Source organism: Streptomyces angustmyceticus, from assembly GCF_019933235.1.
GTDB classification, from domain to species: domain Bacteria; phylum Actinomycetota; class Actinomycetes; order Streptomycetales; family Streptomycetaceae; genus Streptomyces; species Streptomyces angustmyceticus.
The window spans coordinates 6705716-6719230 of record NZ_CP082945.1 but is presented as its reverse complement, the minus strand read 5'-3'; the positions used below and the strand labels follow the sequence as shown (position 1 = coordinate 6719230).

The window sequence follows — 13515 nt, the reverse complement described above, 5'->3', positions numbered from 1 at the left end:
CGCCCCGCCCTCGGCGCGGGTTTCGTCTGCGCGCGGGGCGGGGCCGACAGTGAACGCGCGTCAGTCCTCGGGCAGTTCGACCGGTGCGATCTCGTCGTAGACGTCGCCCGGGCCCGGGTTCGTGGGGTCGGTCGCGCCGCCGAACTGGTGCATCACGCCCCACACCGCGTTCAGCGCGGTCTGCACGGCGCCCTCGGCCCAGCCCGCGGTCCAGGAGATGTCGTCGCCCGCGAGGAACAGGCCCCGCTTGTCCTCGGGGAGGCGGTCCTGCATGAAGTGGGTGAACAGGCGCCGCTGGTAGCGGTAGTGGCCGGGCAGGTTCGCCTTGAAGGCGCCCATGAAGTAGGGCTCGTTCTCCCAGGAGACGGTGACCGGGTTGCCGATGATGTGCTTGCGGATGTCGACCTTCGGATAGATCTCCGACAGCGACTTCAGCATGACCTCCATCCGCTCGTTGGCGTCCAGCGGCAGCCACTTGAGGCTGTCGTCGCACCAGGTGTAGGAGAGGCAGATGACGGCGGGCTCGTCGGGGCCGTTGTCGAGCAGGTAGGTGCCGCGGGTCATCCGGTCGGTCAGCGTCATCGACATGGTGTCGCGGCCGGTGTCCTCGTCCTTGTCGAGCCAGAACGGCCGGTCGACGGGCACGAAGAGCTTGCTGGACTCCATGTAGTGGGTGCGCTCCATCGCCGTCCAGTGGTCGATGGGGAACAGCGCGTCATCGCAGTCGATCTTGCTCAGCAGCATCCAGGACTGAGCGGTGAAGACGGCGGCCTCGTAGGTGCGGATGTCGCCGTCGGCGTCGGTCACCGTGACGTGGTTGCCCGCGGTGCGGTGCAGGCGGGTGACCGCGGGCCGCGGCGTCCCGTCGTGCAGCGACGACAGCGAGGTGCCCGGCGCCCAGTGCACGATCTTGGCGGGCTCGCGCTCCCACAGGCGCAGCGGCAGCTGCTGGCTGCCGCCGACGATGCCGCGGTGGTGGTCGTCGGCCTCGGTGTAGACGACCCGGAGGATCTCCAGGATGGAGTTGGGGAAGTCGGTGTCCCAGCCGCCGGTGCCGAAGCCGACCTGGCCGAAGATCTCGCGGTGACGGAAGGACTTGAAGGCCGTCGAGTCGCAGAGGTAGCCGTAGAAGGTCTGGTTGTCGAGCTTCTCGACGAGCCGGGACCAGATCTCGCGGATGCGCGGGACGTCCCGCTCGCGGATCGCCCGGTTCATGTCGGAGAAGTCCGCGCCCTCCTCCAGGCAGGCGTTCCAGGCGTCCATGACCTGGTGGTAGACCTCGGGGAGGTCGTCGACGGTGCGGGCGTAGTGCGACTCGCCCTTGAGGTCGACGACGGTCGAGGGGGTGTCCGCCGCCAGCGGGTTGGGGAACGGCGTGGTCTTCAGGTCCACCAGGTCGATGTAGTGCTGGAGCGCCGTCGAGGACGGCGGGAAGCGCATCGCGCCCATCTCGGCGGTCAGGCCCGCGGCGTCGGCCGGGGTGCCGTCGAAGCCGACGGTCCGCAGCCGGCCGCCTATCTGATCCGCCTCGTAGACGACGGGCTTGAGGCCCATCTTCATCAGTTCGTAGGCGGTGACGATGCCGGAGAGGCCGCCGCCGATGACCGCGACCTCCTTGCCGTGCTCGGTCGCCGGGACCTGGCCGAGGCCCGCCGGGTGCGCGAGGAAGTCGTCGTAGGCGTACGGGAAGTCCGGGCCGAACATGGTGATGGGCGGCTGGGCATCCGCGTGGTGGGCGGCGGTGGGCACCGTGGACGTCATGGGGGCGGACTCCTTGCAGACAGGGCACAGCGGACAGGCCGGCGCGGGCCGGCCTGCGGCGGATCGAGGGGGGAGGGGAGGGGCGGGTTCAGGTCAGCGGGCCGTACAGCTCCGGCCGGCGGTCGTGCAGATAGGGGTTGTCCGCACGGGACTGCTTCAGGAAGGCGGGGTCGACCTCGGCGCGCACCAGCTGTTCGGCGCGGCCGGCACGGGTGCGGACGACACCGTCCGGGCCGGCCAGGCAGCTGAGGCCGACGAACTCGAACTCGCCCTCCGCGCCGACCCGGTTGATGTACGCGACGTACAGCTGGTTCTCGAAGGCGCGGACCGGGACGACGGATTCGGCGACGAACTGGAAGGGGTGCATCTGGGCGGTGGGCACCAGCAGCAGATCGGTGCCGGCCAGCGCGTGGGCCCGGACGTTCTCCGGGAACTCCACGTCGTAGCAGATCAGCAGGCCGATCCGGAGCCCGGCCAGGTCGGCCTGGACGACGGCCCGCTCCCCCGGGGTGAACCACTCGTGCTCGAAGCAGCCGAAGAGGTGGGTCTTGCGGTAGTTCGCGAGGCGCTCGCCGTCCGGGCCGATGAGCTGCGCCGAGTTGTAGACGGCGGTGCTGTCGGTCTCGTCCTGCGCGGCGCGCTCGGGGTAGCCGTAGAGCACCGCGACGCCGTGCTCGGCGGCGATCTTCCCGATGGCCCGTGCGCTCGCGCCGTCGGCGGTCTCGGCGAGCCGGTGGACGTCGGCGCCGATGGCGTAGCCGGTGAGGAACAGCTCGGGGCAGGCCAGCAGCCCGGCGCCGGTCGCCGCGGCCTCGCGGGCCGCGTCGGCGAGGACCCGCAGGTTGTGCGCGACATCGCCGGGCCGGCCCGAACTCTGGAGCAGGGCGGTGTGCAGCGACGTCATGGGACCCCTCGGCGAGGACGGTGCGGGTGGACGCATTGACGGTACGGTCCGCCGACGATCCCGGACAAGGCGCCACCATTGCGCGCCGATGGACGATTCATTGCGCGTTCACACGACTGTGCGGTGATTCGTTGCGCCCTGTTCCGGGGTGGCCTGCCGATCGGTGCGGATCCCGGCCCGCGGGGCCCTTCGCGGGGGGCCGGCGCGGCCGTGGCCATGATGGTCACCGGGGCCGCGGCACCCCCTGGCTAGCCCGGCGCCCCCGAGCTGAACCGCCGCAGCAGCGGGGAGAGCACCAGGACGGACTTGGTCCGCTCCACGAACGGTTCGCCCGCGATCCGCTCCAGGACCCGCTCGAAGTGCCGCATGTCGGAGGCGAAGACCTGGACGACGGCGTCCGCCTCACCGGTGACGGTGGAGGCGGACGCCACTTCCGGGTAGCGCGACAGGCCGCGGTGGATCGCCTCGGGCGAGGTGTTGCGGCGGCAGTAGATCTCGATGAAGCCCTCGGTCTCCCAGCCGAGCGCGGCCGGGTCGACGCGGACCGTGAAACCGGTGATCGCGCCGTCGGCCCGCAGCCGGTCCACCCGGCGCTTGACGGCCGGCGCGGAGAGCCCGACCTCCTGGCCGATGTCGGCATAGCTGCGGCGGGCGTCCTCGGCGAGGGCGTGGACGATGCGTTCGTCGAGATCGTTCAGTCGCACTGCGGGTGGATCACTTCTCTGCGGTGGCCAATCGGGAGCGGCGCAAGCCGTAACCGAAGTAGACCACAAGGCCCACGACCATCCAGACACCGAAGACCACCCAGGTCACGGCGCCGAGGCTGCCCATCATGTAGAGGCACAGCAGGAAGCCGATCGCCGGGAAGAGCGGCGAGAGCGGGGTGCGGAAGCTGCGCGGCATATCGGGCCGGGTGCGGCGCAGCACGATCACGGCGATGTTGACCAGTGCGAAGGCGAACAGCGTGCCGATGCTGGTGGCGTCGGCCAGCTGGCCGAGCGGCACCGCGGCGGCGAGGATCCCGCAGAACAGCGAGACGATCACGGTGTTGGCGCGGGGCGCACCGCTCTTCGGGTGCACCTTGGCGAACACCTTGGGCACCAGCCCGTCCCGGGACATCGCGAAGAGGATGCGGGTCTGGCCGTAGAGCACGGTCAGCACGACGCTGGCGATGGCGATGACCGCGCCGAAGGCGAGCAGCACGGCCCAGAAGCTCTGGCCGCTGACGCTCTTCATGATCCCGGCGAGCGCGGCCTCCGAGCCCTCGAACTTCTGCCAGGGCATCGCGCCCACGGCGATGGCCGCGACCAGGCAGTACAGCGCGGTGACGATCACCAGCGAGAGCATGATCGCGCGCGGCATGTCGCGCTGCGGGTTCTTGGCCTCCTCGCCCGCGGTGGAGGCGGCGTCGAATCCGATGTACGAGAAGAACAGGGTGGCGCCGGCGGCGCTGACGCCCGCCATGCCCATCGGCATGAAGTTCGCGTAGTTGCCGGAGCGCACGCCCTGCACGGCCACACCACAGAACAGCAGCAGGGCGATGATCTTGACGACGACCATGATCGTGTTGGCGCGGGCGCTCTCCTTGGCCCCGCCGAGCAGGAAGACCATCGCCAGCAGCACGACCAGCAGGGCCGGCAGGTTGAAGACGCCACCGTCACCGGGCGGCTGGGACAGCGCGTCCGGGATGGTGATGCCGAGCGTGCCGTCGAGCAGTTCGTTGAGGTACTGGCCCCAGCCGACGGCGACGGCGGCGACCGAGACGCCGTACTCCAGGATCAGGCACCAGCCGCAGACCCAGGCGACCAGCTCGCCGAGGGTGGCGTACGCGTAGGAGTACGACGATCCGGAGACCGGGATGGTGCCGGCCAGCTCCGCGTAGGACAGCGCGGAGAACAGGGCGGTGACGCCCGCGATGACGAAGGAGATGATGACCGCGGGACCGGCGTCCGGCACGGCCTCACCGAGGACCACGAAGATGCCGGTGCCGAGCGTGGCACCGATGCTGATCATGGTCAGCTGCCACAGTCCCATCGAGCGGCGGAGCGTGCCCCCCTCGCCCTTGCCGCCCTCGGCGACCAGCCGCTCGACGGGCTTGCGCCGCATCAACCGGGTGCCGAGCCCTCCGGGGGAGGGCGGTCGGGGGTCGCTGTCCCCTGCGGGTGGGGATGCGCCGTACTCCAACACTGGGGTGGCTCCTTCATCGCTGCCGATCGGATGGCGTACGGAGGACGGCGACCGGCAGCGGTCGGAACACGGGCATGCCGGAGCACCCCGCAGCAGGAGACCGCCGAGCAGACGGACTCCGTCACTCCACGTACAGCGCTTGACCTTACGGCCCGCCGCTGACCTGCCGTAATGCAGCTTCCTTGCGCAACAGCGAAGGATCATTGCGCACCGGCGCGGTGGGCGGCCGTTCGTTGCGCGCCAAGGTCCGATCGTACGTGTTCCGACGGCGTGGGACGGACCGGGGGCCCGGGTTCCGGAAACGCGGCCGGCCCCGCACCCGAGGGGGTGCGGGGCCGGTGAGCTGCGGTCCCGGGCGGGGCGTCACGCCCCGTGGCGGGTCAGTTCCAGCTGTCGTGCAGCGGCTTGCCCTCGGCGTAGCCGGCGGCGCTCTGCACCCCGACCACGGCCTTGTCGGCGAACTCCGCCAGGGAGCCGGCGCCCGCGTAGGTGCAGGAGCTGCGGACACCCGCGATGATCGTGTCGATCAGGTCCTCGACGCCCGGCCGCGCCTGGTCGACGAACATCCGCGAGGTGGAGATGCCCTCCTCGAAGAGACCCTTGCGGGCCCGGTCGTAGGCCGACTCGTCGCTCGTCCGGTTGCGCACCGCACGCGCGGAGGCCATGCCGAAGCTCTCCTTGTACGGCCGGCCGTCGGCGGTGTGCTGGAGGTCACCGGGCGACTCCAGGGTGCCGGCGAACCAGGAGCCGATCATGACGTTGGAGGCGCCGGCGGCCAGCGCCATCGCGACGTCGCGGGGGTGGCGCACCCCGCCGTCGGCCCAGACGTGCTTGCCGAACTTCTTCGCCTCGGCGGCGCACTCCAGGACCGCGGAGAACTGCGGCCGGCCCACGCCGGTCATCATCCGGGTGGTGCACATCGCGCCCGGTCCGACGCCGACCTTGATGATGTCCGCGCCGGCCTCGATCAGGTCCCGGACACCCTCGGCGGCGACGACGTTGCCGGCCACGATCGGGACCTGCGGGTCCAGCCCGCGGACCGCCCTGATCGCGTTGATCATCGACTCCTGGTGGCCGTGCGCGGTGTCCACGACGAGCGTGTCCACGCCGGCCTCCAGCAGCGCCTTGGCCCGCCCGGCCACATCGCCGTTGATACCGACGGCGGCCGCGATCCGCAGCTTGCCGTCGGCGTCCGTGGCGGGGGTGTACAGGGTGGCGCGGAGCGCGCCCTTGCGGGTGAGGATGCCGACCAGCATGCCGTCCGCGTCGACCGCGGGCGCGAGCTTGCGGTTGGCGGCGTCGAGGCGGTTGAAGGCTTCGCGCGGGTCGATGTCCGCGTCCAGGACCAGCAGGTCCCTGGACATGACCTCGGCCACCTGGGTGAAGCGGTCCACACCGGCCAGGTCGTGCTCGGTGACCACGCCGACCGGGCGGCCGCCCTCGACGACGATGCCCGCGCCGTGCGCCCGCTTGGGCAGCAGGGCCAGGGCGTCGGCGACGGTCGCGACCGGGGACAGCACGATCGGGGTGTCCAGGACCAGGTGGCGGCGCTTGATCCAGGTGACGACGTCGGTGACGACGTCGAGCGGGATGTCCTGCGGAATGACGACCAGGCCACCACGACGGGCGACGGTCTCGGCCATCCGGCGGCCGGCGATCGCCGTCATGTTGGCGACCACGAGCGGGATGGTGGTACCGGTCCCGTCGTGGGAGGAGAGGTCCACTCCCTGGCGGGAGCCCACGGCGGAACGGCCGGGGACCATGAACACATCGTCGTAGGTCAGGTCGTAGGGCACCGAAGAACTCTCTTCGAGCGCGCCGTTCTTCGGATTGAGGAATCGCATACGGCCAGGATACGGGCCCTGACCAGGGCTCATGTGATAATCCGAGCCATCCCCCCGGCCGTGTGTGCGATCCGCCAAACCTGCCTCGGCGGCGGGGCGGGCCGTCCCGGGACGGGGGTCTCGGGCCGCCCCGACGGGGCCGCGCCGCATCGCCGCCGGTCAGGCCCGGTGCACCGCCGCCGGGTCGGGCCCTAGACGCCCTGCCGGTCCCGCCCCCTGGCCATGATCACGGCCAGGCCGGTGTCCGTGTCGCGCCAGTAGCCCACCGCGTCGGCCAGTACGCCCTCGACGACGCTCCACTCGTCCGGCGCCGCGGCCGCGTAGCCCTGCCAGCCCGTCACCACGAGCAGCCGGCCGCGGCCGGCCGGGCACCAGGACAGATCGGTCAGGCAGTCGGCGAGCGCGTCCCAGTTGCGGCCGAACCAGTCCGGCAGCCGCAGGGCGCGGGCGCACCGGTCCATGAAGGCGGCCTTGTCCGCGACCCCCTCCAGATCCAGGGACGCGCCGGTCCAGCCGGCGTCCCGCGCGGCGGCCAGCGCCTGGGCCACCGAGCGTTCCGCGGGCCAGGGCAGCACCCCCGCGGGCGTACTGCCGTCGAGCACCGCCGCGAGCGGCCGGGGCACTGAACCCGTCATCGGAGCACCGCCTTGAAGGTCCGGTAGTGGTCGTCGGTGTAGTACGTCTCATGGCTCCGGCCGGTGACGAGCCGGCGGGCCCCGCGGTCCGGCGAACCGGGCGTGGGCACCGTGTACTCGTGGTAGTGACCACGCGGCTGACGGGGCAGCAGCCGCTCACGGTTGGCGAAGACGGTCCCGTCCTGCGGGTACGGGAAGGGACCGCCGGCGTCGATCAGCCGGAGGGTGTGCCGCGCCTGCGGGGGCAGCGCGCCGGCCGGGACGGCCGGCATGCCGCGCGCCCAGTCCGGCACGCCGGAGCGGCTCGGGGCACCGGCGACGGCCGTGGCACCGGACCGCGGCGCGGCGGACGAACTCCCGCCCGCGCCACCGCCTGTGGCACACCCGGCCAGCACGAGGAGCAGCCCGGCGAGCAGCGCGCCGAGGACGGCGGCAGCACGGCGCGGGGCGGAGCGGATCACCATGCGCCGATGCTGTCACAGGGCCGCGCGGGCTGCTCGTCGGTACCGCGCCAGGGGTGGCCGGGACGAGGCGGCTCGGCGGGTGCGCGCGGCGGCCGCGCGGGGTCGCGGCCGGCGGGGGTCACGCCCCGTCAGGGTCCGCCCGGTCCAGTGCGGGGCGCGGACCCGGGCCGGTCTCCAGCAGCAGGTGGTCGGCCGCGGCGGTGTCGGTGACCAGGCTCGTCACCAGCCCGGAGCGCAGCACGGCGCCGATCGCGTCGGCCTTGCGCCGGCCGCCGGCGATGGCGACGACCTCGGGGATCCGGCGGAGCCGGTCCGCCTCGACGGTGATGCAGCGCTCGCCGAGGTCCCGGCCGATCCGGCGGCCCTGGGTGTCGAAGAGGTGCGCCGACATCTCGGCGGCCGCGCCCAGCGAGGCGTAGTGCTCCCGCTCCTGCTCCGACAGCATGTCGTAGACCGTCGAGACGCCGGGCTCCCAGGAGCCGATGGAGACGCAGGCGACGGTGACCTTGTCGAAGTAGTCGAACGCGCGGGCGATGCCGGTCTGGCGGCGCAGCGCCTCGGCGGTCGCCGAGTCCGGCAGCAGCATCGGCGCGTAGATCGGGTGCGCCTCGCCGCCGGAGACGTCGGCCGCACGGCGCACCGCCTCGACCGAGCCGCGGTCGGCGGTGCCCGCGTCGTACACCCCGGTCAACTGCACGACGGTGCACGGCGGGAGGCGGTGCAGCGCGGCCGCCATGTGAATCGTCGACCGGCCCCAGGCCAGTCCGAGCACATCGCCCTCGGTGACCAGTTCGCCGAGCAGATCGGCCGCGACCTCGCCGAGGTTCTCCGGATCGGCGGCGTCCTCGGGCGGGGTCTGGCCGCCGAAGGCGGGGGGAGCGTCCGCGGGCGACTCGACGACCACCGCGTGCCGCAGGCCGTAGCGGGCCCGCAGGGCGTCGGAGCGTTCGGCGTCCAGCTCGGAGGGCACCCGGATCTCGATCCGCACAAGATCACGTTCCAGGGCGGTCTCCAGCACGCGCGCGACCTTGAACCGGCTGACGCCGAATTCCTCCGCGATCTGGATCTTCGACTTGCCCTCAAGATAGAAACGGCGGGCCATGGCCGCGGCCTGCACCAGCTCGGCAGGGCCCATTCCGGACTGTGGGCGGCTGGCTACCACGAAATTCTCCCCTTTTGCGCATGTGATCGAGTCTTTGCTCATCCTTTCAGAAACCCGGCGGCAACGGGGACCACGACCGCCCCGACCCTCGTGAACGCTCGGTGGCGCCCCGCACAACGGGCGGCGCGGCCTGCGTCACACCCGGATTTCCCTGGCGTGAATCCATCGGGCCGCCGGTTCCCGCCGTCCGCGCTCAGTGCGCGCAGCCCCAGCCCGCCGCCGCGGTCGCCGCCTCGGCCTTCTCCCGCAGGTCACGGACGGCCTTGGCCGGGTCATCCGCGCCGTACACCGCGGAGCCCGCCACGAACACGTCGGCGCCCGCCTCCGCGCACCGCTCGATGGTGGCCGCCGAGACCCCGCCGTCCACCTGCAGCGCCAGCTGCAGGCCGTGCCGGGAGATCAGTTCACGGGTGCGACGGATCTTCGGCAGCATGATGTCCAGGAACGCCTGGCCGCCGAAGCCGGGCTCCACGGTCATGATCAGCAGCATGTCGAGTTCGGGGAGCAGGTCCTCGTACGGCTCGATCGGCGTGGCCGGCTTCAGCGCCATCGACGCCCGTGCGCCCTTGGCCCGGATCTCCCGCGCCAGCCGCACCGGCGCGGCCGCCGCCTCCACGTGAAAGGTCACCGACCCGGCCCCCGCCTCGATGTACTGCGGCGCCCAGCGGTCCGGGTCCTCGATCATCAGATGCAGGTCGAGCGGGGTGTCCGTCGCCTTGCTCAGCGACTCGACCACCGGCACACCGAGGGTGAGGTTCGGGACGAAGTGGTTGTCCATGACGTCGACGTGCAGCCAGTCGGCGCCCTCGACGGCGCGTGCCTCCTCGGCGAGGCGGGCGAAGTCTGCGGACAGGATGCTGGGATTGATCAAGGCCATGCCCCCAGTATGGCGCGAGCGGCGGGGACGGGCGGAGGGGGGACGGGAGCGGAATCGGTACGGGAGGCGTGGAGGCGGGGCCGAGGGAGGAGCCGGCGGGCTGCGGGCCGGGCCCGCGTGGCCGCCCGCCGGCCGGGGCCTCGTCCGGCACCCTGCGCACGGCCGGCCGAGGCCCCGAACCCGGACCGGATGTCAACTCCCGGCCAGCCGGGCCGTGTTCAGGTGGCGCGGCGGGCCGATCGCGTGGCCGGCCCCGGCCCGCGGCGGACGGCGGCTCTCCCTCAGCCCGTCCGCCGCAGCAGGGCCAGGTACATCGCGTCGGTGCCGTGCAGGTGGGGCCAGAGCTGGACGTCGGGGCCGTCGCCGAGGGCGGGGACGCCGGGCATCAGGGGGCGGGCGTCCACCCACTCCACCTGGACCGGCTCGCCGCCGCGGGCCTTGAGGACGTCGTCCACCACCGCCCGGGTCTCGGCCGGGTGCGGGGAGCAGGTCGCATAGCCGACGACGCCACCGACGCGTACGGCCGCGAGGGCCTGGCGCAGGAGTTCGCGCTGGAGCGGGGCGAAGCCGTCCAGGTCCTCGGGGCGGCGGCGCCAGCGCGCCTCGGGGCGGCGGCGCAGCGCGCCGAGGCCGGTGCAGGGCACGTCCACCAGCACCCGGTCGAAGGAGCCGGGCCGCCAGGCCGGGCGGGTGCCGTCGGCGGCGATGACCGCGTACGGGCCCGGGTTGCCGTCGAGCGCCCGCGCCACCAGGCGTGCGCGGTGCGGCTGCTTCTCCGACGCCAGCAGGGCGGCACCGCGCTCGGCCGCGAGCGCCGCCAGCAGCGCCGCCTTGCCGCCGGGGCCCGCGCAGCCGTCGAGCCAGGCGCGGTCGGTGCCCTCGACGGGCGCGTTCGCCAGCGCGAGGGCGACGAGCTGACTGCCCTCGTCCTGCACCCCGGCGCGCCCTTCGCGGACCGGGTCCAGGGCGCCCGGCTCACCGCCCTCCACGAGCCGCACCGCGAACGGCGACCAGCGCCCGGGGAGCGTGCTCTCCTCGCCGCCGGCCGCGGCCACCAGTTCCTCGGCGGTGCTCCGGCCGGGCCGGGCCACCAGGGTCACCTCGGGGCGTTCGTTGTCCGCCTCCAGCAGGTCCTCGATGCCGGCCCGGCCCCCGCCGAGCGCGTCCCACAGCGCCGAGACGATCCAGCGGGGGTGGGCGTGCACGATGCCGAGGTGGTCCTCGGGATCCTCGTCGTACTCGGGGGCGACCCGCTCCAGCCAGCCGTCCAGGTCATGCGCGGTGATCTTGCGCAGCACCGCGTTGACGAACTTCGCCCGCCCGTCGCCCAGCACCACCCGCGCCAGCTCGACGCTGGCGCTCACCGCCGCGTGCGGGGGGATGCGGGTGCCGAGCAACTGGTGCGCGCCGAGGGTCAGCACGTCCAGAACCGGCGGGTCCACCTCCCGCAGCGGCCGGTCCACGCACCGCGCGATGATCGCGTCGTAGGTGCCCTGCCACCGCAGCGAGCCGTAGACCAGCTCGGTCGCCAGCGCCGCGTCACGGGCGTCGAAGTCGCCGCCCTCGCGCGCCTTGCGCAGCAGCGGCGGCAGCACGAGGTTCGCGTAGGCGTCCCGCTCGTCGACGGCCCGCAACGCCTCGAACGCCAGGATCCTGACCGGGTCCTTCTGCGGGCGGCGGTAGGGCTTGCTGGGACGGCGACGCGGCTGCTGGCTCACAGAAAAGGTGCTCCGGATACGAGATGAGAGGTCCGTCCCAGCCTACGCGGACCCTCGACCGGAGGACGCGGGGAGGCCGGGCCGGGACCGGGGCCGCCGAGGACGGCGGCTGCCGCGTCCCGCCGGCGGACGCCGGGGTCAGTCCCCCAGCCGCTCCCCGCCCTCGATGCGCACCCCGCGCGCCCAGTCCGCCGCCTTCATCGGCTTCTTGCCCTGCGGCTGGACCCAGACGAGCTCGACGGGATGGCTGCCGGTGCCGGCGTACACGGCCTTCTTCGTGACGGCGAGTTCGCCGGGCGCGAGGGCGGGCTCGGTGTGCCCGGCGGCGAGCACGGCCGCCATCAGCTTGAGGCGCTCGCCGCGGAACACCGTCCAGGCCCCGGGCGCGGGCGCGCAGCCGCGGATCACCCGGTCGACCCGCAGCGCGGGCGCCGCCCAGTCCACCTTGGCGTCCTCGACCTCGATCTTCGGCGCGAGCGTGATGCCCTCGGCCGGCTGCGGCACCGCCTCCAGCGTGCCGTCCTCGATGCCGTCCATCGTCGCCACGAGCAGCCCGGAGCCGGCGAACGCCAGCCGGGTGAGCAGATCGCCGCTGGTGTCCGTCGGCCGGACCTGCTCGGTCAGCACCCCGAAGACCGGGCCGGAGTCCAGTCCGGTCTCGATCTGGAACGTCGAGGCACCGGTCACCTCGTCGCCCGCCAGCACCGCGTGCTGCACGGGCGCCGCGCCCCGCCACGCGGGCAGCAGCGAGAAGTGCAGGTTGACCCACCCCTTGGCGGGGATGTCGAGCGCGGCCTTCGGCAGCAGCGCTCCGTAGGCGACCACCGGGCAGCAGTCCGGCGCGATCTCCCGCAGCCGGGCCAGGAAGTCCTCGTCGCGCGGCTTGACGGGCTTGAGCACCTCGATGCCCGCCTCCTCCGCGCGCTCCGCGACGGGGCTGGCGACCAGCCTCCGGCCGCGCCCCGCGGGCGCGTCGGGCCGGGTGACGACGGCCACGACCTCGTGCCGGTCCGAGGCGATCAGGGCATCGAGGGCGGGTACGGCGACCTCGGGGGTGCCGGCGAAGACAAGCCTCATGGGTGGCGAACTACCTCTCACACGCAGCGGAACGACACACCAGTCTATGGGTCCCGTCACAGGCCGTGGGCCGTGGATCCAGGGGGCGTACACGATTTCCCGCGCCTCGTACGGGAGCCCGCACGCCCCCATACCGTGACCAGAGCCGCTGCTGTCGCGTTGGTCAAACAGCATTGACCCGGACCGGGCCGCTGTTTCGGCCCGCCCGCTTTCACTCTTCCTTTTCCACGCCGGTTCGAGAGGCTTGCTCATGGCCGACCACGCAACCCACGACGCCCAGGCGCGCGCCAGCCTGCATCTCCTGGTGCGGGACATCGAACGGGTGCGCCGGCAGGTGGACGCATTGCGCACGCTGACCGCTCAGCTCGGCAACGTCTACCGGCCGCGGCGCACCGGCCCCTCCGCGGGCTTCGTCGTCTACGGACGCGCCCCCGCCCCGACGGTGCGCCTCGCACAGGAACTGCGGGACAGCGTCGAAACGCTCGTCACGGCCGCGGTCGACTTCGACCGGTCGCTGGGGTTCTCCTGGGACGCGGTGGGCTCGGCGCTCGGCGTCACCAAGCAGGCGGTGCACCGCCGTTACGGAGCCCGCAGGGCCGCCGCCCAGAACTCCGCGGAGACCAACGGCGGTGAGCCGACGGTGCGTTCGGCCGATGCGGCCGCGACCCGCACGGTGACCGTGGCCGCGGGCCTGCCCGGCTCCCCTTCCGTCCCGGCCGCCCGCTCCATGCCCGCCCAGCCCTCCGCGGTCTCCCGCGACGAATCGGCCGCCCGCCCCGGCGCCTTCCCCGGCCCCCGCAACGGCTGAACCGCCCCGGCACCGAACCCCCTCCGCTCCCCCGCACCACCACGCGCCGACGCCCCGGGACCACCGGCCGCCCCCGGT

General features: G+C 73.2%; 12 protein-coding genes. 1 reads left to right on the top strand and 11 read right to left on the bottom strand.

Features of this window, described 5'->3' with window-relative positions:
- Nucleotides 1–60: 60 nt before the first annotated feature.
- From K7396_RS30030 to fmt, 11 genes are all read right to left on the bottom strand, one after another.
- Complete coding sequence (locus K7396_RS30030) at nt 61–1761, bottom strand: flavin monoamine oxidase family protein (RefSeq protein ID WP_152105211.1); 1701 nt, start codon at nt 1759–1761, stop codon at nt 61–63.
- An 88-nt stretch (nt 1762–1849) separates the two neighbouring features.
- On the bottom strand, nt 1850–2665 hold the full coding sequence (locus tag K7396_RS30025) for a carbon-nitrogen hydrolase family protein (protein ID WP_152105212.1): 816 nt from the start codon (nt 2663–2665) through the stop codon (nt 1850–1852).
- Between the two features lie 248 nt (nt 2666–2913).
- Nucleotides 2914–3369, bottom strand: a complete 456-nt coding sequence (locus K7396_RS30020) for an Lrp/AsnC family transcriptional regulator (protein WP_086719805.1) — start codon at nt 3367–3369, stop codon at nt 2914–2916.
- 10 nt (nt 3370–3379) lie between these two features.
- Nucleotides 3380–4852, bottom strand: coding sequence for an amino acid permease (locus K7396_RS30015; RefSeq protein ID WP_086719804.1), 1473 nt, complete (start codon nt 4850–4852; stop codon nt 3380–3382).
- 380 nt (nt 4853–5232) lie between these two features.
- Nucleotides 5233–6696: a GuaB1 family IMP dehydrogenase-related protein gene (locus tag K7396_RS30010; RefSeq protein WP_086719803.1), complete on the bottom strand. Its 1464-nt coding sequence runs from the start codon at nt 6694–6696 to the stop codon at nt 5233–5235.
- Between the two features lie 191 nt (nt 6697–6887).
- Nucleotides 6888–7331, bottom strand: coding sequence for a barstar family protein (locus tag K7396_RS30005; protein ID WP_086719802.1), 444 nt, complete (start codon nt 7329–7331; stop codon nt 6888–6890).
- A complete protein-coding gene (locus K7396_RS30000) occupies nt 7328–7795 on the bottom strand; it encodes a ribonuclease domain-containing protein (RefSeq protein WP_086719801.1) in 468 nt (155 codons plus the stop codon). The genes K7396_RS30005 and K7396_RS30000 overlap by 4 nt, the downstream gene beginning before the upstream one ends.
- Before the next feature lie 118 nt (nt 7796–7913).
- Nucleotides 7914–8930: a sugar-binding transcriptional regulator gene (locus tag K7396_RS29995; protein WP_086719800.1), complete on the bottom strand. Its 1017-nt coding sequence runs from the start codon at nt 8928–8930 to the stop codon at nt 7914–7916.
- A 220-nt stretch (nt 8931–9150) separates the two neighbouring features.
- A complete protein-coding gene (gene rpe / locus K7396_RS29990) occupies nt 9151–9834 on the bottom strand; it encodes a ribulose-phosphate 3-epimerase (protein ID WP_086719799.1) in 684 nt (227 codons plus the stop codon).
- Nucleotides 9835–10115: 281 nt separating this feature from the next.
- On the bottom strand, nt 10116–11552 hold the full coding sequence (locus tag K7396_RS29985) for an RsmB/NOP family class I SAM-dependent RNA methyltransferase (protein WP_086719947.1): 1437 nt from the start codon (nt 11550–11552) through the stop codon (nt 10116–10118).
- 138 nt (nt 11553–11690) lie between these two features.
- The gene (gene fmt, locus K7396_RS29980) at nt 11691–12629 is read right to left on the bottom strand and encodes a methionyl-tRNA formyltransferase (protein WP_086719945.1); all 939 of its coding nucleotides are present in this window, start codon (nt 12627–12629) and stop codon (nt 11691–11693) included.
- Between the two features lie 250 nt (nt 12630–12879).
- Between fmt and K7396_RS29975 the strand changes: the two genes are divergently transcribed.
- The gene (locus tag K7396_RS29975) at nt 12880–13437 is read left to right on the top strand and encodes a hypothetical protein (protein WP_152105213.1); all 558 of its coding nucleotides are present in this window, start codon (nt 12880–12882) and stop codon (nt 13435–13437) included.
- The last annotated feature ends 78 nt before the right edge of the window (nt 13438–13515 follow it).

Excerpts from the sequence above, each read along its gene's own strand:
- K7396_RS30000 (WP_086719801.1), bottom strand. The coding sequence starts at position 7,795 with ATGGTGATCCGCTCCGCCCCGCGCCGTGCTGCCGCCGTCCTCGGCGCG.
- K7396_RS30005 (WP_086719802.1), bottom strand. The coding sequence starts at position 7,331 with ATGACGGGTTCAGTGCCCCGGCCGCTCGCGGCGGTGCTCGACGGCAGT.
- K7396_RS30010 (WP_086719803.1), bottom strand. The coding sequence starts at position 6,696 with ATGCGATTCCTCAATCCGAAGAACGGCGCGCTCGAAGAGAGTTCTTCG.
- K7396_RS29995 (WP_086719800.1), bottom strand. The coding sequence starts at position 8,930 with ATGGGCCCTGCCGAGCTGGTGCAGGCCGCGGCCATGGCCCGCCGTTTC.
- K7396_RS30030 (WP_152105211.1), bottom strand. The coding sequence starts at position 1,761 with ATGACGTCCACGGTGCCCACCGCCGCCCACCACGCGGATGCCCAGCCG.
- K7396_RS30025 (WP_152105212.1), bottom strand. The coding sequence starts at position 2,665 with ATGACGTCGCTGCACACCGCCCTGCTCCAGAGTTCGGGCCGGCCCGGC.
- K7396_RS29975 (WP_152105213.1), top strand. The coding sequence starts at position 12,880 with ATGGCCGACCACGCAACCCACGACGCCCAGGCGCGCGCCAGCCTGCAT.
- fmt (WP_086719945.1), bottom strand. The coding sequence starts at position 12,629 with ATGAGGCTTGTCTTCGCCGGCACCCCCGAGGTCGCCGTACCCGCCCTC.
- rpe (WP_086719799.1), bottom strand. The coding sequence starts at position 9,834 with ATGGCCTTGATCAATCCCAGCATCCTGTCCGCAGACTTCGCCCGCCTC.